The organism is Acidovorax sp. 62 (genome assembly GCF_002754495.1).
In the GTDB taxonomy this organism is placed as follows: Bacteria; Pseudomonadota; Gammaproteobacteria; order Burkholderiales; family Burkholderiaceae_C; genus Acidovorax.
Genome location: NZ_PEFJ01000001.1, coordinates 2791602 through 2817122, shown reverse-complemented (window position 1 = coordinate 2817122; position 25521 = coordinate 2791602). Strand labels below are relative to the sequence as shown.

Below are 25521 nucleotides of genomic sequence, written 5' to 3'. Positions count from 1 at the left end.
TTGACGGATCGGGCTACAGCGGTGAGCATCCTCAAGATGAACCTCGATCAGTACCTCCCCGTCCTTTTGTTCATCTTGGTTGGCATCGCCGTCGGCGTTGTCCCCTTGATTCTTGGTTATGTACTGGGCCCCAATCGTCCAGATGCAGCCAAAAACTCCCCTTATGAATGCGGCTTTGAGGCCTTTGAAGATGCGCGCATGAAGTTCGATGTGCGCTACTACCTCGTGGCCATTTTGTTCATCCTGTTCGATCTTGAAATTGCGTTTCTCTTTCCTTGGGCGGTGACGCTGCATGAGGTGGGGGTGACAGGCTTCGTGGCGGTGTCGATCTTCTTGGCCATTCTGGTCGTGGGTTTTGCCTACGAGTGGAAAAAGGGCGCGTTGGATTGGGAATGATCGAGCTTCAATAAGAGGACGAATGCGATGATTGAAGGCGTGATGAAGGAAGGCTTCATCACCACCAGCTATGACTCGGTGGTGAATTGGGCTAAAACCGGTTCTTTGTGGCCCATGACCTTCGGTCTGGCGTGCTGCGCGGTAGAGATGATGCATGCGGCTGCTGCTCGCTATGACATTGGCCGTTTTGGCGCGGAGGTGTTTCGCGCCAGTCCGCGTCAATCCGATTTGATGATCGTGGCCGGTACGCTGTGCAACAAGATGGCTCCAGCCTTGCGCAAGGTGTATGACCAGATGTCGGAGCCACGTTGGGTGCTGTCGATGGGGTCGTGCGCCAATGGCGGTGGTTACTACCACTACAGCTACTCTGTGGTGCGCGGTTGTGACCGCATCGTTCCTGTGGATGTGTATGTGCCTGGTTGCCCCCCAACGGCTGAAGCGTTGATTTACGGCATCATCCAGCTGCAACAAAAAATCCGCCGCACCAATACCATTGCTCGCGTCTGAAGGGTTGATGATGACTGCTGTTGCCATTCGGCCCGAGAAACTCAAAGACAACGTCGCTGCAGCCTTGGGAGCCAAGGTTCGCGAGATCACTGTGGCTTTGGGTGAAGTGACTGTCGTCGTTGCCGCGGCAGACTATCTGGATGCCATGCGCACACTCCGCGATGCCCAAGCCTGTCGCTTTGAGCAATTGGTGGACTTGTGTGGTGTGGACTATTCTGAGTATGCAGATGTGGTCAACGAAGGTGCGCGCTATTGCGTCGTTTCCCATCTGTTGTCTGTCAGCCTGAACCAGCGCGTGCGCGTGAAGGTGTTTTGCCAGGACGACGACTTTCCCGTGGTCGCCTCTGTGGCAGATCTCTGGAATTCGGCCAACTGGTATGAGCGCGAAGCCTTTGATTTGTTTGGCATCGTGTTTGACGGTCACAACGATTTGCGGCGCATTCTGACGGACTATGGTTTTATCGGCCATCCGTTCCGTAAAGACTTTCCTCTGTCTGGCCATGTGGAAATGCGCTACGACGCTGAGCAGCGTCGTGTGGTGTATGAGCCTGTGTCTATTGAGCCCCGTGAAATCACGCCTCGCATCGTTCGCGAAGACAAGTACGGAGGTTTGCACTGAGTCGCTTTGCTCTCATGTGATCCATCATGGCAGAAATCAAAAATTACTCTCTGAACTTTGGCCCGCAACATCCGGCCGCGCACGGTGTGTTGCGTCTGGTGCTGGAGTTGGATGGCGAAGTGGTGCAACGTGCGGATCCGCACATTGGTCTGCTGCACCGTGCCACCGAAAAGCTGGCCGAGCACAAAACCTACATCCAGTCCTTGCCTTACATGGACCGGCTCGACTATGTGTCGATGATGTGCAACGAGCACGCTTACTGCCTGGCCATTGAGAAGCTGCTGGGTCTTGAGGTGCCTTTGCGTGCGCAGTACATCCGGGTCATGTTCTCGGAAATCACGCGCCTGCTGAACCACTTGATGTGGCTTGGGTCGCACGGCAACGACTGCGGTAGTTCCACCATCCTGATCTATGCTTTCCGTGAGCGGGAGGACCTGTTTGACATGTACGAGGCTGTCTCCGGCGCCCGTATGCATGCAGCGTACTTCCGCCCCGGCGGTGTTTACCGTGATCTGCCTGACAGCATGCCCCAGTACAAGGTCAGCAAGATCAAGAACGCCAAGGCGCTGGAGGCAATGAATCAGAACCGTAAGGGTTCTTTGTTGGATTTCATCGACGATTTCACGCAACGCTTCCCGGCTTGTGTGGATGAGTACGAAACACTTTTGACCGACAACCGGATCTGGAAGCAGCGGACTGTGGGGATTGGTGTTGTGACACCGGAGCGTGCTTTGAATCTGGGCATGACTGGCCCGATGTTGCGCGGCTCTGGCATCGCTTGGGATTTGCGCAAGAGCCAACCTTACGATGCCTATGACCGGGTGGATTTCGATATTCCGCTGGGTAAGACGGGTGATTGCTACGACCGTTATTTGGTCCGTATGCAGGAGATGCGCGAATCCAACCGCATCATCAAGCAGTGCGTGGATTGGCTCAAGGCCAATCCAGGTCCAGTGATTACTGACAATCACAAGGTTGCTGCGCCTGCGCGTGAGTCAATGAAGTCGAACATGGAGGAGCTGATCCACCATTTCAAGCTGTTCACTGAAGGATTTCACGTTCCTGAAGGTGAAGCTTATGCAGCGGTGGAGCACCCCAAGGGGGAATTTGGCATTTACTTGGTAAGTGATGGTGCCAACAAGCCTTATCGCTTGAAAATTCGCGCTCCTGGGTTTGCGCACTTGGCGACCTTGGATGAGATGGCGCGCGGACACATGATTGCTGACGCCGTGGCCATTATTGGCACCATGGATATCGTGTTCGGAGAGATTGACCGATGATTACCGAAGCGACGCTGGCGCGGTTTGCGCGTGAAGTGGCTAAGTACCCCGCAGACCAAAAGCAGTCTGCCGTGATGGCTTGTTTGTCCATCGTGCAGCAAGAGCAGGGCTTTGTCAGTCCTGACAGTGAAGCTGTGATCGCAGAGTATCTGGGCATGGCGCAGATCGCTGTGCATGAAGTCACCACCTTCTACAACATGTACAACCAGCAGCCCGTGGGCAAGTACAAGCTGAATGTTTGTACCAACCTTCCTTGCCAGTTGCGTGACGGTCAGAAGGCCTTGCACCATCTGGAAAAAAAGCTGGGTGTTTCCATGGGGGAGACAACTGCTGATGGGTTGTTCACTCTGCAGCAATGTGAATGCCTGGGTGCGTGCGCTGACTCACCAGTCATGCTTGTCAATGACCGGACGATGTGCAGCTTCATGGACAACGACAAGCTCGACCAGCTGGTCGATGGCCTTCGTGCTGCGGAGGGCAAGTGATGACGACAGCTGCACAAATTCTTTCCCAGTTTCAATCCACGGGTGTCCAGACGTGCTTCCATGATCGCCATATCAATCCGCAGATTTATGCGGACTTGGATGGTAAAAACTGGAGTATCAAGGATTACGAGGCGCGTGGTGGCTACCAGGCACTTCGCCGCATCCTGGGCAAGGATGGCTCTGAAGGTTTGAGCCAAGACCAAGTGATTGCGACGGTCAAGGAATCCGGTTTGCGTGGTCGCGGCGGTGCGGGCTTTCCGACGGGGCTCAAGTGGAGCTTCATGCCCCGCTCATTCCCCGGCCAGAAGTACCTGGTGTGCAACTCCGACGAAGGCGAGCCGGGTACCTGCAAGGATCGCGACATCCTGCAGTTCAACCCGCACATCGTCATCGAAGGCATGATCATCGCGGCCTACGCGATGGGCATCTCCGTGGGCTACAACTACATCCACGGCGAAATCTTCCAGACTTACGACCGTTTCGAAGAAGCGCTCGAAGAGGCACGTGCCGCGGGCTACCTGGGCGACAAGATTTTGGGTAGCAACTTCAGCTTCCAGTTGCATGCCGCACACGGCTTCGGTGCCTACATCTGCGGCGAAGAGACCGCATTGCTCGAATCGCTGGAAGGCAAGAAGGGTCAGCCGCGTTTCAAGCCGCCATTTCCGGCCAGCTTCGGCTTGTACGGCAAGCCCACCACCATCAACAACACCGAGACCTTCGCGGCCGTGCCGTGGATCATTCGCAACGGCGGTGCTGCCTATCTCGAATGCGGCAAGCCCAACAATGGTGGTACCAAGATCTTCTCGGTCTCCGGTGACGTGGAAAAACCTGGGAACTATGAGATTCCTTTGGGTACTCCGTTCTCCAAGCTGTTGGAGTTGGCAGGGGGCGTGCGCAAGGGGCGTCAGCTCAAGGCTGTGATTCCAGGGGGGTCGTCATCCCCGGTTCTGCCTGCATCCATCATTATGGAATGCACGATGGACTATGACTCCATCGCCAAGGCAGGCTCCATGCTGGGCTCTGGCGCTGTGATTGTCATGGACGACTCCCGAAACATGGTTGAAAGCCTGTTGCGTTTGTCCTATTTCTATTCGCACGAGTCTTGCGGCCAGTGCACGCCATGCCGCGAAGGCACGGGCTGGATGTGGCGCGTCATTGATCGCATTCAGCACGGTCAGGGGCGCGAAGGTGATCTGAACCTGCTCAATTCCGTGGCTGACAACATCCAGGGCCGCACGATTTGCGCTTTGGGCGATGCTGCCGCCATGCCCGTGCGCGCCATGATCAAACACTTCCGTCCCGAGTTTGAGGCACTGATCCGGAACAACGCCCCACAGGCTGCGACGTCCGTCTGATCGCGAGAGAACATATGGTTGAAATTGAACTGGACGGTCAGAAAGTAGAAGTCGCCGAAGGCTGCATGGTGATGCATGCTGCCGAGAAGGCGGGTACCTACATTCCCCATTTCTGCTACCACAAGAAGCTTTCCATCGCTGCCAACTGCCGCATGTGCCTGGTGGATGTGGAAAAAGCGCCCAAGCCCATGCCCGCCTGTGCCACACCGGTGACACAAGGCATGATCGTGCGTACCAAGAGCGACAAGGCCATCAAGGCGCAGCAGTCGGTCATGGAGTTTTTGCTGATCAATCACCCCCTGGATTGCCCTATCTGTGACCAAGGCGGTGAATGTCAGTTGCAGGATTTGGCTGTGGGTTACGGCGGCTCTTCTTCGCGCTATGAAGAAGAAAAGCGCGTGGTACCGGTCAAGGACGTTGGCCCGCTGATTTCCATGCAGGAAATGAGCCGTTGTATCCATTGCACCCGCTGCGTGCGCTTTGGCCAAGAAGTGGCCGGCGTGATGGAGCTGGGCATGATCCACCGCGGTGAGCATTCCGAGATCACCACGGTCACGGGTGATACGGTGGACTCCGAGCTGTCGGGCAATATGATCGACATCTGCCCTGTCGGCGCCTTGACCAGCAAGCCTTTCCGTTACAGCGCTCGTACATGGGAGCTGTCCCGTCGCCGCTCGGTGAGCCCGCACGACTCGACCGGTTCCAACCTGATTGTCCAGGTCAAGAACCACAAGGTCATGCGTGTTGTGCCTCTGGAGAACGAAGCCGTTAATGAGTGTTGGATTGCCGACCGTGACCGTTTCTCCTACGAAGCGCTGAATGGCGAAGATCGCTTGACCCAGCCCATGCTCAAGCAGGGTGGGGTGTGGAAAGAAGTCGACTGGCAAACTGCGCTCGAGTACGTTGCCAACGGTCTCAAGAACATCAAGAACGATCACGGTGCCAAGAGCATTGGTGCCTTGGTCAGCCCGCATAGCACGCTGGAAGAGTTGTATCTGGCTGGTGCTCTGGTGCGTGGTTTGGGCAGTGACAACATCGATTACCGTCTGCGCAACGCTGAATTTGCTGCACCCGAAGGTATTCGTTGGCTGGGTGCTTCTATTGCTTCGTTGTCTACACTGCAACGTGTGTTGGTGGTGGGCTCGAACCTGCGCAAGGACCATCCACTGTTTGCCCAGCGTATTCGCCAGGCTGCGCGCCACGGTTGCCAAGTCAGCGCCGTCGGCTCTGCGGTCCAGGATTGGGCCATGCCTGTGCAGCCATTCGTTGCACAAAATGCTTCTGAGTGGGTGACCACGCTGGGTGGTATCGCTTTTGCTGTAGCCCAAGAGAAGGGCGTTGCTGCCCCTCAAGGCGCGGCTGCCGCCAGCGACGCCGCGCAAGCCATCGCCCGTTCCCTGCTGGGCGGTGAACGCAAGGCGGTGCTGCTGGGCAACGGCGCTGCACACCATGCGCAAGCCACGCAGTTGTTGGCACTCGCCAACTGGATTGCCGACAACACTGGCGCAACGGTGGGTTACCTGACTGAGGCGGCCAACACTGTGGGCGCACAGTTTGCGGGTGCTCACCCTGTCAATGGTGGTCTGAATGCAGCCCAAATGCTCTCCGGTGGTTTGAAGGCTGCAGTGTTGCTCAACACCGAGCCGGTCTATGACTCCGCTGCGGGTGCACAAGCTGCAACCGCTCTGACTGGTGCCGAGATGGTGGTCACGTTGAGCCCCTTCAAGGCCAACATGGAGTTCAGTGACGTTCTGTTGCCAATTGCTCCGTTCACAGAAACGTCTGGCAGCTTCGTCAATGCCGAAGGTCGCTTGCAAAGTTTCCACGCGGTGGTGCGCCCATTGGGGGACACCCGTCCTGCATGGAAGGTTCTGCGTGTTCTGGCCAACTTGCTGGGCGTGCCCGGTTTCGATTTCGAAACCTCCCAGGACGTGGTGGCCCGCGCTACGAACGCACCAGCGGGTTCGGTCACCCAACTGCCTGCAGCACAACTGTCAAACGCTGTGAAAACGGTGTCCGCTGCTGCGGCTGTTGTTGGCGAGCCAGTGGTTGCTTCCATTTATCAACTGGACGGCTTGGTGCGCCGTTCCACGTCGCTGCAGCTCACTGCCGACGCACGCATGGCTCGTGAAGGAGTGGCCGCATGATCGACGCGATCTACAACGCGGGCCTGAACCTGCTTTCCTTTGGCTGGTGGACTGGCATGGTCTGGCCGGTACTCTGGATTCTGCTCAAGATCGTTTGCATCTTGGCCCCATTGATGGGCGCTGTGGCGTACCTGACTTTGTGGGAGCGTAAGCTGCTGGGCTTCATGCAGGTGCGCCACGGCCCCAATCGCGTGGGCCCTTTGGGGTTGCTGCAGCCTATTGCAGATGCCTTGAAGTTGCTCACCAAAGAAATCATCCAGCCCACCGCTGCAAGCAAGGGGCTGTTTGTGCTCGGGCCGATCATGGCGATCATGCCCGCTCTGGCTGCGTGGGTCGCGATCCCCTTCGGCCCCGATGTTGCCCTGGCCAATGTCAATGCAGGCTTGCTGTTGGTGATGGCCATCACCTCCATTGAGGTGTATGGCGTGATCATTGCAGGCTGGGCGTCGAACTCCAAGTACGCCTTCCTGGGTGCTCTGCGTGCTTCGGCCCAAATGGTGAGTTATGAAATCGCGATGGGGTTCTGTTTCCTCGTGGTCATCATGGTGTCCGGCAGCATGAACCTCACCGAGATCGTCATGTCGCAAGCTAAGGGCATGGCTGCAGACAAAGGCCTGACCTTCCTGTCATGGAACTGGTTGCCCCTGTTGCCAATTTTCTTGGTGTACCTGATCTCTGGCGTTGCTGAAACCAACCGTCACCCTTTTGACGTGGTGGAAGGCGAAGCTGAAATCGTGGCCGGTCACATGGTCGAGTATTCGGGCATGGGCTTCGCGATCTTCTTTCTGGCCGAGTACGCCAGCATGTGGTTGGTATCGATCCTTGCTGTACTGATGTTCCTGGGGGGCTGGTTGCCACCTCTGGATATCTTGTCCTTCGTTCCCGGTTGGATCTGGTTGGCAGCCAAGACATTCTTGGTGGTGTCCATGTTCATCTGGATTCGTGCCACGTTCCCGCGCTTCCGTTATGACCAGATCATGCGTTTGGGCTGGAAGATTTTTATCCCAGTCACTTTGGTGTGTCTGGTGATCGTCGGCGGGTGGTTGCTCTCGCCTTGGAATATCTGGAAATAAGCGGGGACACGAATGACTGCTGTTGCTGCTGCTGCGCCTTTTTCGTTCAAAGACTTTTTCAAGAGCTTCATGCTCGTGGAGTTGATCAAGGGCATGGCCCTGACTGGGCGCTATGCCTTTCGCCGCAAGGTGACTGTGCAGTTCCCCGAAGAGAAAACTCCGCTGTCTCCCCGCTTTCGGGGCTTGCATGCCCTGCGCCGTTATGACAACGGCGAGGAGCGTTGCATTGCCTGCAAGCTCTGCGAGGCCGTGTGCCCCGCGATGGCGATCACCATCGAATCCGATGTGCGTGAAGACGGCTCGCGTCGCACCACCCGTTACGACATCGATTTGACCAAGTGCATCTTCTGCGGCTTTTGCGAAGAGAGCTGCCCGGTCGATTCGATTGTGGAAACCCATATCTTTGAATACCACGGTGAGAAGCGTGGTGACCTGTATTTCACGAAGGACATGCTCCTGGCTGTGGGCGACCGGTACGAAGGCGAAATCGCTGCTGCCAAGGCAGCAGATGCCAAATACCGTTGATCGGTGTTGAACTCAGCCTGTTTGCCTGACTTTCTATAAAGACCCGATCCATGGACGCCAAGACTGGTTTCTTCTACCTCTTCTCGGTTGTGCTGCTTTTTGCCGCCTTCCGGGTGATTACCGCGCGCAACCCTGTGCACGCGGTGCTCTATCTCATCCTGGCTTTCTCCCAAGCTGCCGCAGTTTGGTTGCTGCTCAAGGCGGAGTTTTTGGCCATTGCCTTGGTGCTGGTCTATCTCGGCGCTGTGATGGTGCTGTTCTTGTTCGTCGTGATGATGTTGGACATCCATATCGACACCGTGCGAAAAGGCTTTTGGAAACACTTTCCTTTGGCCGCCACGGTCGGCGCGTTGATCGCACTGGAAATGGCTGCGGTGTTGATGGGTGGGTTCCGGGGGCTGGATGAGCCCAAGGTGGCTGCTCCATTGCTGGATGCCGCAGGCCAGGTGGTTCAGTATTCCAACACCAAGACATTGGGCAAGTTGCTCTACACCGAGTACTTGTACCCCGTAGAAATTGCGGCCGTGATTTTGCTGGTGGCCATGATTGCCGCCATTGCCTTGACGCTGCGTCAGCGCAAGGACAGCAAGGCGATCAACCCCTCCGTTCAGGTGCGCGTTCGTGCACGTGATCGACTTGAGGTGGTGAAGGTTGCCGCCACACAGAAGCCTGCAGAACCTTCGCTGGAAGAAGCTCAGGCTCAGGAGAAAAAAGCATGACGTTGACATTGGGGCACTTTCTATCGCTCGGGGCGATGCTTTTCGCGCTGGCCGTCATTGGTATCTTTTTGAACCGCAAGAATTTGATCGTTTTGCTGATGGCCATTGAGCTGATGCTGTTGGCGGTCAACATGAATTTCGTAGCGTTTTCCCACTATCTGGACGACATGCACGGGCAAGTGTTCGTGTTTTTTATCCTGACAGTGGCAGCTGCTGAATCCGCCATTGGGCTGGCCATTCTGGTGCTGCTGTTCCGCAACAAGTCCAGCATCAACGCAGAAGACCTCAACACCCTCAAGGGTTGATGAGTTACCCGTATTCCCAAGGTTCTCAATAATGAGTCAAACCCTCTCTGCTTCAACGCTCCTGGCCGTCCCGCTGGCCCCGCTGGCGGGTGCTTTGCTGGCAGGCGTTTTCGGCACCACCTTTGGTGGTAACTGGATTGGCCGTCGCCTTAGCCACACCTTGACGATTCTGGGTGTGCTGGTGGCTTTTGTTCTGTCCGCCATGACGCTCAAGAGCGTTGCTCTGGATGGTGCCCGCTTCAATGAAACCCTCTACACCTGGATGGTGGTCGGCGGCTTGAAGATGGAGGTAGGCTTCCTCATTGACAGCCTCACGGCCATGATGATGGTGGTCGTGACGTTTGTTTCGCTGATGGTGCACATCTACACCATCGGCTATATGGAAGAAGACGAAGGCTACAACCGCTTCTTCTCCTACATTTCGCTTTTCACCTTCTCGATGCTCATGCTGGTCATGAGCAACAACCTGCTGCAGCTGTTCTTCGGCTGGGAAGCGGTGGGCCTGGTCTCTTATCTGCTGATCGGTTTCTGGTTCAACAAGCCCACGGCGATCTTCGCCAACATGAAGGCTTTCCTGGTCAACCGCGTGGGTGACTTCGGCTTTATTTTGGGTATCGGCCTGATCGCGGCCTACACCGGCACGCTGAATTACGGCGAGATTTTTGCCAAATCGGGCGAACTCGGTGGCCTGGCATTTCCCGGTACCGACTGGATGCTGATCACCGTGATCTGCATTTGCCTTTTCATCGGCGCGATGGGCAAGTCCGCACAATTCCCACTGCACGTGTGGCTGCCTGATTCGATGGAAGGCCCGACCCCCATCTCTGCGCTGATCCACGCAGCGACCATGGTGACCGCAGGCATCTTCATGGTGTCGCGCATGTCGCCCCTGTTCGAGCTGTCGGACACGGCACTCAACTTCATTCTGATCATCGGCTCCATCACCGCCCTGTTCATGGGCTTCCTGGGCATCATCCAGAACGATATCAAGCGCGTGGTGGCGTACTCCACGCTGTCGCAGCTGGGCTACATGACGGTAGCTCTGGGCGCCTCGGCCTATTCGGTGGCCGTGTTCCACCTGATGACCCATGCGTTCTTCAAGGCGCTGCTGTTCCTTGGCGCTGGCTCGGTCATCATGGGCATGCACCACAACCAGGACATCCGCTGGATGGGTGGCGTGCGCAAGTACATGCCGATCACCTGGATTACTTCGTTGCTGGGTTCGTTGGCGTTGATCGGTACCCCTCTGTTCGCGGGCTTCTATTCCAAGGACAGCATCATTGAGGCGGTGCACTTCAGCCATCTGCCTGCAGCGCACTTCGCACACTTTGCTGTGCTGGCCGGTGTGTTTGTGACGGCGTTCTATTCGTTCCGCATGTACTTCCTGGTTTTCCATGGCAAGGAACGTTTTGACCAGAACCCCGACGCGCACCACGGCGATCACCATGGACATGGTCACGACGACCACCATGAACCACACGAATCGCCCTGGGTGGTGACTGTGCCTCTGGTGCTGTTGGCTATTCCTTCGGTGATTGTCGGTTTCCTGTTCATTCAGCCGATGCTGTTTGGCGACTTCTTCAAGAACGTGATTTTTGTGGACGCTGCAAAGCATCCCGCGATGGCCAAGCTGGGTGAGATATTCCACGGGCCTGTAGCCATGGCTGTGCATGGTCTGCAAACGGCGCCTTTCTGGTTGGCATTCGCGGGCGTCGCCTTGTCTTACTACATGTACATGGTCAACCCAGCGCTTCCCGCAGGCATCAAGGCTCGTGTTCAGCCGCTGTACCGTTTGCTGGAAAACAAGTACTACCTGGACTGGATCAACGAAAACATCCTGGCCCGTGGCGCCCGTGCGTTGGGCACAGGGCTCTGGAAGGTGGGCGACCAAGCCATCATCGACGGCGGTCTGGTCAACGGCTCCTGGAAACTCGTCGGTGCTGTGTCCGGCGTGATCCGCTGGATGCAATCCGGTTTCATCTTCCATTACGCCTTGGTGATGATTTTGGGTGTCTTCGCGCTGATGACCTGGTTTGTCTGGGGCGACTTCTTCATGCAGCTCATCAAGTAAGGAAAAAAACAAAATGAGTTCGTTGTTGAGTCTCGCAATCTGGACCCCTGTTGTCTTTGGGGTCGTGTTGCTCGCCCTGGGGCGAGATGAGCATGCCCGCGCGGTGCGCTGGATTGCACTGGTGGGTGCCGTGGTTGGCTTTTTGGTCACGCTGCCCCTGTATGGCGGATTTGAGACGGGCACTGCAGCCATGCAGTTCGTCGAGAAGGCTGCCTGGATTGAGCGTTTCAATATCCACTACCACCTGGGTGTGGACGGCATCTCTTTCTGGTTTGTTCCACTGACGGCCTTCATCACAGTGATCGTGGTTCTGGCGTCGTGGGAGTCGATCACAGAGCGCGTGAACCAGTACATGGGCGCCTTCCTGATTTTGTCGGGCCTGATGATTGGCGTGTTCACGGCACTCGATGGCATGCTGTTCTACGTGTTCTTCGAGGCCACGCTGATCCCCATGTACCTGATCATCGGTATCTGGGGCGGCCCCAACAAGATCTACGCAGCGTTCAAGTTTTTCCTTTACACGCTGATGGGCTCTTTGCTCATGTTGATTGCGCTGATCTACCTGTACAACCAGTCGGGTGGCAGCTTTGACATCGCTTCGTGGCACAAGCTGCCTCTGGGCAGCACCGCACAGACCTTGCTTTTCTTTGCCTTCTTCGCTGCATTTGCCGTGAAGGTGCCCATGTGGCCTGTGCACACTTGGCTGCCTGATGTTCACGTGGAAGCGCCAACGGGCGGCTCTGCTGTGCTGGCTGCCATCATGCTCAAACTGGGGGCCTACGGTTTCTTGCGTTTTTCTCTGCCTATCGCCCCTGATGCCTCGCGCGAGTGGGCTTGGCTGATGATCGGTTTGTCTCTGGTGGCCGTGATCTACGTGGGTCTGGTGGCCATGGTGCAAAAGGACATGAAGAAGCTGGTGGCTTACTCGTCCGTTGCCCACATGGGGTTTGTCACACTGGGCTTCTTCATCTTCAATGACCTGGGCGTGTCCGGCGGTTTGGTACAGATGATTGCCCACGGGTTTGTGTCGGGCGCGATGTTCCTGTCGATCGGCGTGTTGTACGACCGCGTGCATTCCCGTGAGATCGCTGCCTACGGCGGTGTGGTCAACACCATGCCCAACTTCACCGCATTTGCACTGCTGTTTGCGATGGCCAATTGCGGCCTGCCCGGAACTGCTGGTTTCGTGGGCGAATGGATGGTCATTCTGGGCGCCGTGAAGGCCAACTTCTGGGTGGGTCTGGCCGCTGCCACGGCGTTGATCTTTGGTGCTGCCTACACACTGTGGATGTTCAAGCGCGTCTACCTGGGCCCTGTGGGCAACAGCCATGTGAAGGAGTTGACGGACATCGGTAGCCGTGAGTTCTTGGTGCTGGCGCTTTTGGCCATTGCCGTGCTGGCGATGGGCCTGTACCCCCGTCCGTTCACGGATGTGATGGACGCTTCGGTGGCTGAACTGCTCAAGCACGTGGCCTTGCAAAAGCTGAACTGACCGACAGAACTGAGAGATTTGAGATGATTGACAACATCAGCTGGCTTGCGGTCTACCCAGAGATCGTGCTTCTTGTGATGGCCTGCGTGATTGCGCTGGTCGATCTGGGGGTCAACAGCCCACGGCGCACTGCGACCTACGTGCTGACCATGCTCACTTTGGCCGTGGTGGCTGCCCTGGAAGGTGTTTACGCCAGCAGTGGCAACACCTTCTACGGCTTTGGCAACATGGTGGTCAGCGATGCCATGGGCAATTGGCTCAAGTGCTTTGCCACCATTGCAGTCATGGTGACGCTGGTGTATGGCCGCCCTTACGCCGCGGACCGCGACATGCTGCGTGGTGGTGAGATGTTCACGCTCTCCATGTTTGCCTTGCTGGGCATGTTCATCATGATCTCCGGCAACAACTTCCTGGTGATCTATCTGGGCTTGGAGTTGTTGACCCTGTCCAGCTACGCCCTGGTGGCTTTGCGTCGCGACAACGCGACGGCCACAGAAGCAGCCATGAAGTACTTCGTTTTGGGTGCGATGGCCAGTGGTTTCTTGCTGTACGGCCTGTCCATGCTTTACGGTGCTACCGGTTCTTTGGACATCGGCCAAGTGTTCAAGGCGGTGCTTTCGGGTCAAATCAAGCACCAGGTGCTGGTCTTCGGTCTGGTGTTCGTGGTGGCTGGCCTTGCTTTCAAGCTGGGTGTTGTGCCTTTCCACATGTGGATCCCTGACGTTTACCAAGGTGCTCCTACCGCCGTCACTCTCATGATTGGTGGCGCGCCCAAGTTGGCTGCTTTCGCCATCACCATGCGTCTGTTGGTGGATGGTCTGCTGCCCCTGGCGATCGATTGGCAGCAAATGCTCGCTGTGTTGGCGATTGGCTCCTTGCTGGTCGGTAACCTCGCGGCGATTGCGCAAACCAACCTCAAGCGCATGCTGGCTTACTCCACCATTTCACAAATGGGCTTTGTGCTGCTGGGTCTGTTGTCGGGCGTGATCAATGGCCAGGTGAACTCGGCAGTGGCTGAGAACGCTTACAGCGCCTCGATGTTCTACGTCATCACCTATGTGCTGACCACCCTGGCCACCTTCGGTGTCATCCTGCTCTTGGCCCGCGAAGGCTTTGAAAGCGAAGAGATTTCCGATCTGGCTGGATTGAACCAACGCAGCCCCTTGTATGCCGGCGTGATGGCCGTGTGCCTGTTCTCCATGGCGGGTATCCCTCCCATGGTGGGCTTCTACGCCAAGCTCTCTGTGCTGCAATCTCTGCTGGCATCGGGCCAAAATCTGTACATCGCCTTGGCCGTGTTTGCCGTGATGATGTCGTTGATTGGTGCCTTCTATTACCTGCGCGTGGTCAAGGTGATGTACTTTGACGCGCCTCTCACCGCGACCCATGTGTCCGCTCCAGTAGATGTCCGTGTGGTGCTGACGATCAATGGCGCCTTGGTGCTGGTGTTGGGTCTGTTGCCCGGCGGGCTGATGACGCTGTGCGCCAACGCCATCGTGCGTGCGCTCGCGACTTGATCCGGAATTTTTGACCCGTGTCTCAAACAGGCGCCATCTGGTTGGTGATTTTCGCGGCGTTGGTTGCGGCCAACCTGCCGTTTCTGAGCCAGCGGCTGGCGCTGGTGGGGCCCGTGGCAAAGCCTCACAAAGCCCTGTTTGTTCGACTGCTGGAGCTGGTGGCGCTGTATTTCGTCGTGGGTGGCTGTGCCATGCTGCTGGAGCGCCGTGCAGGCCAGAATGCGCCGCAAGGTTGGGAGTTCTACGCCATCACGGGTACGTTGTTCGTCACGTTGGCATTCCCTGGGTTCATCTACCGCTACCTTGTGCGCCGTCGCGGTTGATTGCCTGACCCTCGCGCAAGCTTGCCGCCATGAAGGTGCTTGATCTGCAGTGCCGTAGCGAACATGTCTTTGAAGGCTGGTTTGCATCGGAAGAAGACTTTCAGTCTCAGCTCCAGAGGGGGTTGGTGCAGTGCCCTCTGTGTGGTGATGGCCAAGTACACAAGCGCCTGAGTGCCCCGCGTTTGAACCTGGGCGCAACGCCGCCCGGGCCTTCGGCCCTCAGCCAATCAGCGCCCCCGCCTGAATCCCCAGCACACCCCCCGCAACAACTCGCCACCTGGCTGCAGCAAGCCCGGCGCATGGTGGCAGAGTCAGAAGATGTGGGCTCTCGCTTCGCCGAAGAGGCTCGCAAAATCCATGCGGGTGATGCCGATGAGCGTGCCATTCGCGGGCAAGCCACGCTGCAGGAAACCGTGCAATTGCTGGACGAAGGCATTGCCGTGCTTCCCCTTCCGCCTGTCCTGAAAGAGCCCTTGCAGTAGTTGCCTCTTTCGGGGCGGGGCGCAGCAGCCATGGCTCGCACGGACCAAGGCGCAGGTCAATTTGCAGTGGCGAGTTGCATCGATCCATGCCGGATAAACCGATGCTGTGGTGGCCAGCCTTGGTGGGTAACGATGCTGGCGGCTTCATGTACGGCGCCCTCAGGCGGCCCAATTTTCTCCATTGCCGTTCCATCTCCAATACCCCAAAGCAAAAGAGGGCTATGCAGTGCATTGCATAGGCAAAACCGCGCTTGCTGGGCTTGCAATCTGCAGGAGATCGCCTGTTTTTACGGGCCAGTACTTTCCCGTAGCTAGTGCGTACTTTGTTGCGAACTAGCCACCATGTGGGCCGTTACCGAAAATTTGCGCCACCTGTGAAACGGCTGGCAGATAATTTTCAAACACTTACATTCAAGGCGCTCCACATGTTTCAAACACTGCGTGCACGGCTGATTGCCATTTGCGTTGCGATCACGGTGTTTTCACTCCTGACGCTGGCGCTGGCCACTTTTGTGGTGGTTCGCAAAGACACCTTGAACGGCATTGACGACCGTGTGGGCCAGCTCACCCGATCCCATGCCAACGAACTGGCGGAGTGGGTGCGAGAGAAGCAGCGCATCACCAGCTCATTGAAACTGGCCGTGGGCCAGGCAGAGCCGGTGCCATTTTTGCTGGCTGCCAAGCAGGCAGGGGCGTTTGACGACACGTATTTTGTCTACGCCGACAAGCGCAACATCTTTGCCCACCCCATGCCCGATGGCTACGACGGAACGGCCCGCCCTTGGTACAAGCAGGCCGTGCAAACCGGGGGGCCAGCCTTGACCCCGGCCTACGTGGATGCAAGCACGGGCAAGCTCACCATCAGCTTTGTCGAGCCCGTGGGGCCTACCGGGCAGCCCACCGCCGTGGTCGGTACCGACATGCACCTGGACACTGTGACCAAGAAGGTCGCCGCCATCCGTCCTATCTCCAAAAGCTTTGCGTTCCTGATTGACGGCGAAGGCAAGCTGCTGGCGCACCCCAAGGCCGACCTCTCGCTCAAGCCCGCATCCGACATTGCCAAAGGCGTGGACGCCGCTTTGTTGACCAAGTTGGCCGCTGACAGTGCCCGCGCCGATGTGCTGATCGATGGCGCCGACCAGATGCTGTATGCCGCCAAGGTCGAGGGCACGCCCTGGACGCTGGCGATTGCGATTGACCGCGCCGAGGCCACGCATGGCGTCACCGTCATGCTGCAGATTGCCGCCGTCATCACCGTGCTGAGTGTGCTGGTGGCCGTGGCCTTGCTGACGGTGGCGGTCAGCCGCCAGCTGCGCCGCCTGGGGTTGGTGAGCGATGCCTTGCGCGACATTGCCTCGGGCGAGGGTGATCTGACCCGCCGCTTGGCCACCGAGGGCAATGACGAGTTGGCCACCATCGCCGCCTCGTTCAACCAGTTTGTGGACAAGATCGCCAAGGTGCTGGTGAGCATCCGTGAATCGTCCGAGTCCGTGCGGCTGGCCTCTACTGAGATTGCCAGCGGCAACCACGATCTGTCAGCGCGCACCGAACAACAGGCGGGCTCCCTCGAAGAAACCGCCGCCGCCATGGAGCAGCTGACCGCCACCGTGCAGCAAAACGCTGCCAACGCCCGCCAGGCCAACGACCTGGCCACTGGCGCATCGCAGGTCGCATCGCACGCCAGCACCGTGGTGGGGCAGGTGGTGCAGACTATGGGCGGCATCGATGCCTCGGCTCGCAAGATCGTGGACATCATTGGTGTGATTGACGGCATTGCCTTCCAGACCAATATCCTGGCCCTGAACGCCGCCGTCGAGGCGGCCCGCGCTGGTGAGCAAGGGCGTGGCTTCGCGGTAGTGGCCTCTGAAGTGCGTACGCTGGCCCAGCGCAGCGCCACGGCCGCCAAAGAGATCAAGGAGCTGATCAGCGAATCGGCCTCGCAAGTGGATGCGGGCAGCAAGCTGGTGCAAGAGGCAGGCGCGACCATGGACAAGGTGGTGGAAAGCGTGCGTAAAGTCACCACCATCGTGGCCGACATCAGCCTGGCCAGCCAGGAGCAAAGCACCGGCATTGCCGAAATTGGCAGCGCCGTCACGCTGATGGACCAGTCCACCCAGCAGAACGCCGCTTTGGTCGAAGAGGCCACGGCCGCCGCCCAGTCGCTGCAGCACCAAGCGGTGGCGCTGGCCGATGCTGTGGCAGGCTTCAAGCTCGACCACGGTGGCGCGGCTGCATGGGGTGGCAGCGCATCGCCCCAGCGGGGTCAGGCCTTGGCGCTGTCCAGGGACTGAATCGCAGCCTGATTCATTCGGCTAAATGCCATCCCAAAGAGCCTGCGGCCACCCGCCGCAGGCTCTTATTCATTGAAATTGGTCAGTGGCTCGTTGGGGCGGGGGCCATAGCGCTCCACCGCACCCCAGCCCTGCGCTCAAAGCCGCATGGCCCGGGTGTACCCCGTCATCTCCAGATACCCACGCCCCGCCACGTTGCCATCGGCATGTGTCAGGTCTGACAAACCCTCCCAATACACCGCCCCGGTCGATGCGCTGCTGTCCAGCTCCTGCGCGTCCAGCACCGCCGCCACGGTGTAGGTACCCACGGGGGTTTGCACCTCCCACAGCACCGCGTAGCGGGCGCCGCTCTCGGGGCTGGTCCACCAGCGCAGCGGGCGCCAGGCCACCTCGGTGGCGGTGAACACGCGGGGGGCCTGGCCCACGGCCCTGAACGACCCGCCCGCCCACAGCGCCGTGCCATCGGCCCGCCGCAGACTGAAGGCCGTGAGCGCGCTGCCGTCCAGCAGGTTCATGCCGATCCAGTCCCAGCCCACGGCATCGTTGGCCAGCAGGGCCTCGCTCCACTCATGGTCCATCCAGGCACGGGCGGGCTGCTGGGTGTCGATGGGCAGTGTGCGCCCGTCCAGCACCAGGCGGCCGCTCACCGCCAACTGCGGCTGGCTGTAGTAGTAGCTGGCCTGCGCTGCCTGCGGCCCTTTGCGCGACAGCCCTTGTTGGCCCTGCAACAGCAAGGGCTGGGTGGCGTCAAACTGCAGCTGCAGGCCAAAGTGCTCGCCCACCACCTGGGTGGTGTAGCGGCTGGTGGCTGTGTCGGGCTTCCCCCGCGCCGTGTCCTGCCGCTGCAGGCCCCAGTCCCGCAGCCGCACGGCGGTATCGGCCTCGCTGGCCTCTGCCACCCCAAACCCGGCCCGCGCCATGCGCTGGTCGTGCAGCAAGCGGCGGCCCTGCACATCGGTCACGGCCGCATGGGCAAACAGCAGTTGCTTGGCCGCAAAGGCCGACTGCATGCCCTGCGTCGCATCCATGCGCGATCGGAAAAACGTCACCTGAAACCCAAACGGACGCCCCCCGGCCGTGGCGTAGCCGGTGATGTACCACCACTCGGTGCGCAGCTCGGGGTGGCTGCCATGGTCACGCGGAAACTGCAGCTCGCGCGCAGGCAGTGCCCGGGCCAGTGGCACAGCCCCGGCACCCATCGCCCCCAGCGCCCAGGCCAGCCACCTGCGGCGCGAAAGGGCCCGCACCATTGCAGGTGCTGGCATGGGTGGCTGCGCACGCATCGGCATCTGGTTCGTTCGCCGTTGTGCCGATCAATCCAGCAGCGCAGCAATGCGCGCCTGCGCCTCGGTGCAGTCACCCATCGTGCCCGACACCCAGTCGCAGTTGTAGTACGTAGGCAAATAGCGCTCGCCTGCATCGCACAGCAGCGACAAGATGGAGCCGCTCTCGCCCCGCTCCCGCATCCCATGCGCCAGCGTGAGCATGGCCACAAAGTTGGTGCCGGTGGACGGCCCCACGCGCCGCCCCAGCAGTTGCGACAGCACCCGCATGGCCGCGACCGAATCCACATCGGCCACATCCACCATGCGGTCTACCAGCGTGCGGACAAAGCTGGGCTCCACCCGTGGGCGGCCAATGCCCTCAATGCGCGAGCCGGGGGCCGTCAGGCTGGCATCGCCTGTGCGGTGATAAGCGCTGAACACCGAGCCCGCCGGGTCGGCCACACACACCTGCGTGGCGTGCCGCTGGTAGCGCACATAGCGGCCAATGGTGGCGCTGGTGCCGCCCGTGCCTGCGCCCACCACAATCCAGCGCGGCACCGGGTGCCGCTCGCGCGCCATCTGGGTGAACATGCTCTCGGCAATGTTGTTGTTGCCCCGCCAGTCGGTGGCCCGCTCGGCATAGGTGAACTGGTCCATGTAATGCCCGCCTGTCTCCGCCGCAATGGCGCGGGCCTCCTCATACACCTGGCCCGCACTGCCCACCAAGTGGCAGCGCCCACCGTGAAACTCGATCTGCGCAATCTTCTCGGGCGAGGTGCTGCGCGGCATCACCGCCACAAATGGCAGGCCCAGCAGCCGCGCAAAGTAGGCCTCGCTCACTGCGGTGGAGCCGCTCGACGCCTCCACCACCGTCGAGCCCTCATGCAGCCAGCCATTGCACAGCGCATACAAAAACAGCGACCGCGCCAGCCGGTGCTTCAGGCTGCCCGTGGGGTGCGTGGACTCGTCCTTGAGGTACAGGTCAATGCCGTGCGCAGCAAAGGCGGGCAGGCGCAGCGGGATCAGGTGCGTATCGGCGCTGCGCTGGTAATCGGCTTCGATGCGGGCGATGGCTTCGTGGAGCCAGGGGGAGGGGAGGTTCATGGGAGTAGACAGAATGAAGGCGTGTAGTCGAATTACGATGCTTGGATTGGACGTTACCTGTCTGGCAACCCAATGTCAGTGCTGACCGATGGGAGGCAGCGTATCAAGGTCCATCTCCATGGTCGAGCTCTGTTGCGGTAATGGCTGCGCCCTCACCGAACTCTAGTTCGGCTGCGATACGGACCAGGCCCGGATAGGCAAACCAATATTGTCTGCGCACGGCGTCTTTGACGAATGCTGCGCCCCACCACTCGACATATTGGCGCTCCTCTGCGGGGCTGAGTCGATCACGGTCAATTCGAAGTAGTTCTTTGCGGTGCTTGATCATCAGCCGCTGGAATTTGCCCAGCGTTGTAATGCCAAATTTGGCAAGCTCAGGTACAAGCTCCTCGAACGAGCCTTGGCCAAAGTCGTTGCGGCGTGGAAATGTGTTTGCCATGACGCGATGGATCATTTCGCCTGAGAGGAGCTCTTCTCTACGCTTTGCGCGTGCGGACAAATGTTTGGTCATGGACTTTTCCGTTGAAGCAAATTGGCTCGCAACCGCCGCAGCAGTATTAGTTTGGCGTCGCTCTGGTAGTCGGCTTCGATTTAGGCGAAGGCTTCGTGGAGCCAGGGGGAGGGAGTCTGAGTCATGGAGGATTGGTTGTGTCTTGCCGTAATGCTGAAGACGGTTCAATCTCGACGGCAATTGGTCTTGCAAATTTTTGGGTACTTGCCTTGTTGGCCCGATCTGGGGGCTTTAACTGGCATGAGATCAGAAGGAATCTCTCACAATGTGGCCGCTACCTTCCGATAGAGCATGCTCGACAGAAAAGCGAGACCTACCGCAGCTCCGGAGGACACGAAAGCAACGAGGCTGAGGAATGCGCAGGCCGTGAATCCCGACAGGAAAAGAAGCGAGGCGGCTGAGGACTTGCGAGAAACAGAAACAACAAAGGCAATGTAGACGCTCAAAGCGGCTCCTGGCCATGCTGCCCATAGATTCTTGGAGATAGCTCGAAACCCAGGGAGGGGATTGGAGTCGGGTTCAAGCCAAGTACCCCAAACTGCCGCAAACAAAAAAACCACTGCGACTGTGCAGGCGAATATTTTCTCTGACCGTGAAAAGAGTGACTTCATTGCGGTGGTATGTAAGACGGGCTTCGCCGTGATTCTTTGGCTTACCTGCTTGGTTTAGAGCAGAACGGTGTTGCAGCGGGCTTGCAAGGCTACTAAATTCATTTGGCCCGACTTTTCTGAACAAAGGAGCCGATAAGTACACCGCCAAAAAACCAAAAGATGGCCGTCCAGATCAGGTTGGGGCTGAGCGCATTAGCTTCTCCGTCCAGTAAATTTCCGATGATTTTTAACGCGACGTTGGCGGCTGAGAAAAATAATCCAATGGCAAGGATGGATTTCTTTGCTTTGTTCATGTGAGCTAAAGACATGTGTTTTGCAGCGCCTGAGAAATGAGCTTCTGAGTGGGGTGACGCAGAGTTGCTAAGGTTACTTGAGTCGGCTGCTTCAGTTGCCAGTTAGCCCTCACCAATCCTCTTTCACCGCCATCACCGCATCCCTCCCCGCCGCTGCCCGCCCAGCCAGCCACGCAGTCACCGTCCCCGACACCACCACCGCAGCGCACAGCGCCCACAACCGCGGCGCAGGGATGTTCATCTCCATCGTCCAGTGAAAGCTCTGTGGGTTGACCACGTGCACCAGCACTACCGACACAGCCAGGCCCAGCAGCACGCCAGCGATGGCACCAATGCCCGTCCACGCCGCGCCTTCGCCCGCCACCACGGCCAGGATCTGGCGGCGGGTGAGGCCCAGGTGGGCGAGCAGGCCGAACTCTTTGCGGCGCGCCAGCACCTGGGCGCTGAAGCTGGCGGCCACGCCGAAGAGGCCGATGCCGATGGCTACGGCCTGCAGCCAGTAGGTGACGGCGAAGCTGCGGTCGAAGATTTGCAGGGAGCGTTCGCGGATGGATTGGGCGGAAACAAATTCGATGAGGCTGGGGGATGGGTTGGCCGCGCCGTTGGGGTGATCGCTGCTTGTGCCGTTTGGCCGCGCTCCATCGGCTGCTGCGGACGAGGTTTGGGGCGATGTGTCGGCCCTTTCCCCGGAGGACGCGCCGGGTTGTGAAGCTGATGGCTGGGCTAGGCTGCGAATGTTCGCCTGCAGCACGGCCAAGTCCACCCCCTCGGCAGGCCACAGGGCCAGGTCACTGATGCGGGTGTCGCCCGTCAGGCGCTGGTAGGCGGCGCTGTCGAGGGTGAGGGCCCCGGTCTGACGCACATAGTCACGCCACACGCCTGCTATAAAAAACGTAGCTGCTTGCGCTTGTTTATCCGGCGCTACAGGCATAAAAGCCTTGGAAAGCTCGGGCCACGCCTGGCCGGGGTGCACGCCATACAGGTCCACCACCGCCTCGCTCACATACACGCCGATCTGCCCCGCAGGCACAGGCAGGGCGGGGCCGGTGAGGGGCAGCACCTGGGCGGGGTCGTTGCCCAGCGGGCGGCTCAGCACTGTGAGGGCGGTGCGGGCGGCGCTCAGTTGCAGGGGGCTGGTGCGCAGGGGCGATACCTTGTCGATGCCCGGCAGGCGGGCCACTGCTTCGGCAAAGCCGGGGGGCAGCAGGGCGGCGTCGCCGCCCGCAGCTTGTAGGGCCGAGCGCACGTACAGCGGCGAGGGCAGCACCGCGTCCAGCCACTGGATGACCGAGCCGCGAAAGCTGGCCACCATCACCGTCAGCGCCACGGCCAGGCTCAGGCTGGCCACCACGCCGCCCACGGCAATGGCGGCGGTGCCGCGCATGCGGCGGGCGCGTTCCAGCGCCAGCAGGGTGAGCGGGTGGCGCACGGCCAGCGGCTGCAGACGTTGCAGCAGCCAGGCCACGCCCCAGGGCAGCAGCGCAATGCCGCCCACCAGCAGCAGGCCAATCGCTACATAGGCCGCCAAAGGAATGCCAAAAACGGGCGGAAGCGCCGCCAAACCAGCGCTGGCAGCTATCAAAACCATACCAACCCAGCCCCGCCCAGCGCGCCCGCTGGCGCTGCCCAGGCCTTTGAGGGTCTGGGCCGGGGGCAGGGCCTGCGCGGCGCGGGCGGGCCACCAGCCGCCAGCCACCGCAGCGGCCACGCCCAGGCTGCCGTACAGCAGGGCGGCGCTCAAGCTCCATTGCAGGCGGGGCTGCACCCCGGCAAAGTAGCCACCGCCCAGGTCGCCGCCCAGCAACTGCAACGCCGCGCTGGCCAGGGCCGTGCCCAGCGCCAGCCCGGCCAGGCTGCCCACCACGCCCAGCAGGGCCGATTCGGCCAGCACCAGCGCCAGCCGCTGGCGCGGCGTAGCGCCCAGCACCGCCAGCAGCGCAAACTGCGGCCCGCGCTGTGCCACGCTGAGGGCCAGCACCGAGAACACCAAAAACGCCCCGGTGAACAGCGCCACCAGCGCCAGCACCGTCAGGTTCACGCGGTACGCGCGAGACAGGTTGCTCACCCGCTGCGCCGCATCGCCCGGCTCGGCCAGGGTGGCTTGTGCGGGCCAGCCGGGCAGGGCTTGCAGCGCTTGCCTGAAGGCGCTGCGGTCGGTGCCGGGCTGCAGTTGCAGGTCGATGCGGGTGAGGTAGCCCACGCGGCCCAGCAGATCTTGCGCGGCCCCAATGTCCATCACCGCCAGCGGTGCGCCGGGGGCGCTCACGGTGCCTGCCACTTGCACGGTCAGGGTTTGCAGGCCGGTTTGCAGTTGCAGTGTGGGGCGGGGCTGGGTGCCCTCGGGCGGCACGCCCAGCGCCTGCAGGGCGGCGGGGTTGAGGTAGACGGTGGCGGGGGCAAACAGTGCATCGCGTGCCGCGCCTTCCCACGGGCGGGGCATGAGGGCCGGGGCCATGGCGGGCAGCAGCAGGGCATCGGCCCCCAGCAGGCGCAGGGGGATGGCGTCGTTGGAGGGGGCTTGTGCCTCGGTGGGGGCTGTGGATGCAGTGGGTGCTGCAGGGCGGGCCATGGCCGTGGCTTCCAGCACGGGGTTGGCGCGGGCCACGTCGGGGTGGTTGGCGATCTGGGCAAACAGGTCTTCGCCCAACGTGCCCTGCATGGCGCGCACTTCCAGATCGGGCTGGCCGTTGACGGCGCGCACGGCCTGCGAAAACTCGTCCAGCGCCGATGCGTTGATGACGTGCACGGCAAACGCCAGCGCCACGCCCAGCATGACGGCAGCCACGGCGGCGGCGCTGCGCCAGGGGTGGTGGCGCAGGTCTTGCCACGAGAAGGTGCGAAGCAGTGCGAGCATGGGGGCATTGTGCCGCTGGCGTGGGGTGTGCCCTGGCTTCGACAGGCTCGAACGGGTGGGCTAGTTCAAAGTGCTGGTTCAAAGCGGCCCAGGCCATCGCAGGCTCAGCCCCAGTGGATGGGGGGCTGGGGGGCATGTGCTTTCCCCAACCGTTCACGCTGAGCTTGTCGAAGCGCTGCACTGTGCGACGCGTGGGTAGATTCAGCTGTGTAGGTCGGGTTAGCGCAGCGTAACCCGACGTCAACGCTGCGTGCCCTGTGGGCGTCGGGTTACGCCCTTGCGGGCTAACCCGACCTACGAGGTCTGGGTGGGCGTGCCCCGGCTTCGACGGGCTCAGCCCGAACGGGTATTTGGGGTTCCAAGAGATCCGTGCCATGGCGGGCCCAGCCCGAACGGGTGGGGTGATGTGCCCTGGCTTCGACGGGCTCAGTCTGAACGTGTGGGGCGGGGCTTTGGGGTGCGCCTTCCCCCGACCGTTCACGCTGAGCTTGTCGAAGCGCTGCGCGAGGCGGTGGAACGCGTAGGCAGGCTCAGCCCACCATGCCGCTGGCCGTCAGTCGCAGTACCCGGTCGGCCCGGGCTGCAGCGGCGTCTGAGTGCGTGACCAGCACCAGCGATGCGCCGTGCTCGCGCGTCTGGGCCAGCAGCAGGTCCATGACCAAAGCTGCCGTGGTGGGGTCCAGGTTGCCCGTGGGCTCGTCGGCCAGCAGCAGGCCGGGGCGGTGTACCAGGGCGCGGGCGATGGCCACGCGCTGCAGTTGCCCGCCGCTCAGTTGCTGCGGCAGGCGGTTGCCCAGCGTGCCCAGGCCTACGGCATCGAGCATTTTTTTCACACGCGCTGGGTCTGTCTGGCCCAGCAGCATCAGCGGCAGGGCCACGTTTTGCGCCACGTCCAGGTGCGGCAGCACGTGGAAGGCCTGGAACACAAAGCCCACATGGGCGCGCCGCCACAGGGCGCGGGCGGTGTCGTCCAGGTCCGCCAGGCGGGTGCTGGTGCCACCCTGGGCGGTGTAGGTGATGTCGCCCTGGTCCCACTGGTCCAGCCCGGCCAGGCAGTTGAGCAGGGTGGACTTGCCCACGCCCGAGTCGCCCACGATGGCCACAAACTCACCGGGCGCTACGCTGAAGTCCACCCGCGAAAACACCGCTGTGCTGCCGTAGTGCTTGCCCAGGTGCTGGACGGACAGGGTGGGCGTGGGGCTCAGCGTGTGGGCGGGCATGGGCGGGTGGGCTGGTGGGCAGTCGCGGGGTGGGCAGAGGGGCCAACAGGGGATTGCGCCAAGGGGATAAAGGGCC

Annotated in this window: 23 protein-coding genes; 17 read left to right on the top strand and 6 right to left on the bottom strand. The window is 60.3% G+C overall.

Going from position 1 to position 25521, the window contains the following annotated elements:
- The first annotated feature begins 36 nt into the window (after positions 1-36).
- From CLU86_RS12640 to CLU86_RS12560, 17 genes are all read left to right on the top strand, one after another.
- Positions 37-396 carry an NADH-quinone oxidoreductase subunit A gene (locus CLU86_RS12640; protein WP_099743548.1) on the top strand — a complete coding sequence of 120 codons (360 nt, stop codon included), beginning with the start codon at positions 37-39 and terminating at the stop codon, positions 394-396.
- A gap of 27 nt (positions 397-423) precedes the next feature.
- Positions 424-903, top strand: a complete 480-nt coding sequence (locus CLU86_RS12635; protein WP_007849129.1) for an NADH-quinone oxidoreductase subunit B family protein — start codon at positions 424-426, stop codon at positions 901-903.
- A gap of 10 nt (positions 904-913) precedes the next feature.
- Positions 914-1522, top strand: a complete 609-nt coding sequence (locus tag CLU86_RS12630) for an NADH-quinone oxidoreductase subunit C (protein ID WP_099743547.1) — start codon at positions 914-916, stop codon at positions 1520-1522.
- A 26-nt stretch (positions 1523-1548) separates the two neighbouring features.
- A complete protein-coding gene (locus CLU86_RS12625) occupies positions 1549-2802 on the top strand; it encodes an NADH-quinone oxidoreductase subunit D (RefSeq protein WP_099656381.1) in 1254 nt (417 codons plus the stop codon).
- Positions 2799-3287 carry an NADH-quinone oxidoreductase subunit NuoE gene (gene nuoE, locus CLU86_RS12620; RefSeq protein WP_099656380.1) on the top strand — a complete coding sequence of 163 codons (489 nt, stop codon included), beginning with the start codon at positions 2799-2801 and terminating at the stop codon, positions 3285-3287. The genes CLU86_RS12625 and nuoE overlap by 4 nt, the downstream gene beginning before the upstream one ends.
- Positions 3287-4642 (top strand): NADH-quinone oxidoreductase subunit NuoF, encoded by a 1356-nt coding sequence (gene nuoF / locus CLU86_RS12615; protein WP_099656379.1) that lies wholly within the window; start codon positions 3287-3289, stop codon positions 4640-4642. Before nuoE ends, nuoF begins: the two co-directional genes overlap by 1 nt.
- Before the next feature lie 14 nt (positions 4643-4656).
- Positions 4657-6789, top strand: a complete 2133-nt coding sequence (gene nuoG, locus CLU86_RS12610; RefSeq protein ID WP_099741839.1) for an NADH-quinone oxidoreductase subunit NuoG — start codon at positions 4657-4659, stop codon at positions 6787-6789.
- A complete protein-coding gene (gene nuoH / locus CLU86_RS12605; protein ID WP_099741838.1) occupies positions 6786-7862 on the top strand; it encodes an NADH-quinone oxidoreductase subunit NuoH in 1077 nt (358 codons plus the stop codon). The genes nuoG and nuoH overlap by 4 nt, the downstream gene beginning before the upstream one ends.
- Positions 7863-7874: 12 nt before the next feature.
- Positions 7875-8387 (top strand): NADH-quinone oxidoreductase subunit NuoI, encoded by a 513-nt coding sequence (gene nuoI, locus CLU86_RS12600; RefSeq protein WP_099741837.1) that lies wholly within the window; start codon positions 7875-7877, stop codon positions 8385-8387.
- A gap of 50 nt (positions 8388-8437) precedes the next feature.
- The gene (locus CLU86_RS12595; RefSeq protein ID WP_099656375.1) at positions 8438-9106 is read left to right on the top strand and encodes an NADH-quinone oxidoreductase subunit J; all 669 of its coding nucleotides are present in this window, start codon (positions 8438-8440) and stop codon (positions 9104-9106) included.
- On the top strand, positions 9103-9411 hold the full coding sequence (gene nuoK, locus CLU86_RS12590; protein ID WP_099656374.1) for an NADH-quinone oxidoreductase subunit NuoK: 309 nt from the start codon (positions 9103-9105) through the stop codon (positions 9409-9411). The genes CLU86_RS12595 and nuoK overlap by 4 nt, the downstream gene beginning before the upstream one ends.
- A gap of 31 nt (positions 9412-9442) precedes the next feature.
- Entirely contained in the window at positions 9443-11482 is a 2040-nt protein-coding gene (gene nuoL / locus CLU86_RS12585) for an NADH-quinone oxidoreductase subunit L (protein ID WP_099741836.1), read from the top strand.
- A gap of 13 nt (positions 11483-11495) precedes the next feature.
- Positions 11496-12974 (top strand): NADH-quinone oxidoreductase subunit M, encoded by a 1479-nt coding sequence (locus tag CLU86_RS12580; protein ID WP_099656372.1) that lies wholly within the window; start codon positions 11496-11498, stop codon positions 12972-12974.
- A gap of 23 nt (positions 12975-12997) precedes the next feature.
- Positions 12998-14491, top strand: a complete 1494-nt coding sequence (gene nuoN, locus CLU86_RS12575; RefSeq protein WP_099656371.1) for an NADH-quinone oxidoreductase subunit NuoN — start codon at positions 12998-13000, stop codon at positions 14489-14491.
- A 17-nt stretch (positions 14492-14508) separates the two neighbouring features.
- Positions 14509-14814, top strand: coding sequence for a DUF2818 family protein (locus tag CLU86_RS12570; protein ID WP_099741835.1), 306 nt, complete (start codon positions 14509-14511; stop codon positions 14812-14814).
- A gap of 29 nt (positions 14815-14843) precedes the next feature.
- On the top strand, positions 14844-15296 hold the full coding sequence (locus CLU86_RS12565; protein WP_099741834.1) for a DUF1178 family protein: 453 nt from the start codon (positions 14844-14846) through the stop codon (positions 15294-15296).
- A gap of 425 nt (positions 15297-15721) precedes the next feature.
- Complete coding sequence (locus CLU86_RS12560; RefSeq protein ID WP_099656368.1) at positions 15722-17587, top strand: methyl-accepting chemotaxis protein; 1866 nt, start codon at positions 15722-15724, stop codon at positions 17585-17587.
- Positions 17588-17724: 137 nt separating this feature from the next.
- Here CLU86_RS12560 and CLU86_RS12555 read toward each other — a convergent pair whose 3' ends face one another.
- The 6 genes from CLU86_RS12555 to CLU86_RS12530 all read right to left on the bottom strand — a co-directional run bounded on the left by CLU86_RS12555 (position 17725) and on the right by CLU86_RS12530 (position 25445).
- Complete coding sequence (locus tag CLU86_RS12555) at positions 17725-18852, bottom strand: lipocalin-like domain-containing protein (RefSeq protein WP_369803822.1); 1128 nt, start codon at positions 18850-18852, stop codon at positions 17725-17727.
- Between the two features lie 48 nt (positions 18853-18900).
- Positions 18901-19956, bottom strand: coding sequence for a PLP-dependent cysteine synthase family protein (locus CLU86_RS12550; protein ID WP_099741833.1), 1056 nt, complete (start codon positions 19954-19956; stop codon positions 18901-18903).
- 103 nt (positions 19957-20059) lie between these two features.
- Entirely contained in the window at positions 20060-20467 is a 408-nt protein-coding gene (locus tag CLU86_RS12545) for a hypothetical protein (RefSeq protein ID WP_099741832.1), read from the bottom strand.
- Between the two features lie 709 nt (positions 20468-21176).
- Complete coding sequence (locus CLU86_RS12540; RefSeq protein ID WP_099741831.1) at positions 21177-21371, bottom strand: hypothetical protein; 195 nt, start codon at positions 21369-21371, stop codon at positions 21177-21179.
- Positions 21372-21480: 109 nt separating this feature from the next.
- Entirely contained in the window at positions 21481-24225 is a 2745-nt protein-coding gene (locus CLU86_RS12535; RefSeq protein WP_099741830.1) for an FtsX-like permease family protein, read from the bottom strand.
- 530 nt (positions 24226-24755) lie between these two features.
- A complete protein-coding gene (locus tag CLU86_RS12530; RefSeq protein ID WP_099741829.1) occupies positions 24756-25445 on the bottom strand; it encodes an ABC transporter ATP-binding protein in 690 nt (229 codons plus the stop codon).
- Between the last annotated feature and the right edge of the window lie 76 nt (positions 25446-25521).

Bases quoted from the DNA above. Each gene is read 5' to 3' on its own strand.
- nuoE (WP_099656380.1), top strand. From the start codon at position 2,799: ATGATTACCGAAGCGACGCTGGCGCGGTTTGCGCGTGAAGTGGCTAAG.
- CLU86_RS12540 (WP_099741831.1), bottom strand. From the start codon at position 21,371: ATGAACAAAGCAAAGAAATCCATCCTTGCCATTGGATTATTTTTCTCA.
- CLU86_RS12595 (WP_099656375.1), top strand. From the start codon at position 8,438: ATGGACGCCAAGACTGGTTTCTTCTACCTCTTCTCGGTTGTGCTGCTT.
- CLU86_RS12545 (WP_099741832.1), bottom strand. From the start codon at position 20,467: ATGACCAAACATTTGTCCGCACGCGCAAAGCGTAGAGAAGAGCTCCTC.
- CLU86_RS12625 (WP_099656381.1), top strand. From the start codon at position 1,549: ATGGCAGAAATCAAAAATTACTCTCTGAACTTTGGCCCGCAACATCCG.
- CLU86_RS12565 (WP_099741834.1), top strand. From the start codon at position 14,844: ATGAAGGTGCTTGATCTGCAGTGCCGTAGCGAACATGTCTTTGAAGGC.
- CLU86_RS12535 (WP_099741830.1), bottom strand. From the start codon at position 24,225: ATGCTCGCACTGCTTCGCACCTTCTCGTGGCAAGACCTGCGCCACCAC.
- nuoK (WP_099656374.1), top strand. From the start codon at position 9,103: ATGACGTTGACATTGGGGCACTTTCTATCGCTCGGGGCGATGCTTTTC.
- CLU86_RS12640 (WP_099743548.1), top strand. From the start codon at position 37: ATGAACCTCGATCAGTACCTCCCCGTCCTTTTGTTCATCTTGGTTGGC.
- nuoG (WP_099741839.1), top strand. From the start codon at position 4,657: ATGGTTGAAATTGAACTGGACGGTCAGAAAGTAGAAGTCGCCGAAGGC.
- CLU86_RS12635 (WP_007849129.1), top strand. From the start codon at position 424: ATGATTGAAGGCGTGATGAAGGAAGGCTTCATCACCACCAGCTATGAC.
- CLU86_RS12580 (WP_099656372.1), top strand. From the start codon at position 11,496: ATGAGTTCGTTGTTGAGTCTCGCAATCTGGACCCCTGTTGTCTTTGGG.
- CLU86_RS12560 (WP_099656368.1), top strand. From the start codon at position 15,722: ATGTTTCAAACACTGCGTGCACGGCTGATTGCCATTTGCGTTGCGATC.
- CLU86_RS12555 (WP_369803822.1), bottom strand. From the start codon at position 18,852: ATGCCAGCACCTGCAATGGTGCGGGCCCTTTCGCGCCGCAGGTGGCTG.
- nuoI (WP_099741837.1), top strand. From the start codon at position 7,875: ATGACTGCTGTTGCTGCTGCTGCGCCTTTTTCGTTCAAAGACTTTTTC.
- nuoL (WP_099741836.1), top strand. From the start codon at position 9,443: ATGAGTCAAACCCTCTCTGCTTCAACGCTCCTGGCCGTCCCGCTGGCC.
- CLU86_RS12530 (WP_099741829.1), bottom strand. From the start codon at position 25,445: ATGCCCGCCCACACGCTGAGCCCCACGCCCACCCTGTCCGTCCAGCAC.
- nuoH (WP_099741838.1), top strand. From the start codon at position 6,786: ATGATCGACGCGATCTACAACGCGGGCCTGAACCTGCTTTCCTTTGGC.
- nuoN (WP_099656371.1), top strand. From the start codon at position 12,998: ATGATTGACAACATCAGCTGGCTTGCGGTCTACCCAGAGATCGTGCTT.
- CLU86_RS12550 (WP_099741833.1), bottom strand. From the start codon at position 19,956: ATGAACCTCCCCTCCCCCTGGCTCCACGAAGCCATCGCCCGCATCGAA.
- CLU86_RS12630 (WP_099743547.1), top strand. From the start codon at position 914: ATGACTGCTGTTGCCATTCGGCCCGAGAAACTCAAAGACAACGTCGCT.
- nuoF (WP_099656379.1), top strand. From the start codon at position 3,287: ATGACGACAGCTGCACAAATTCTTTCCCAGTTTCAATCCACGGGTGTC.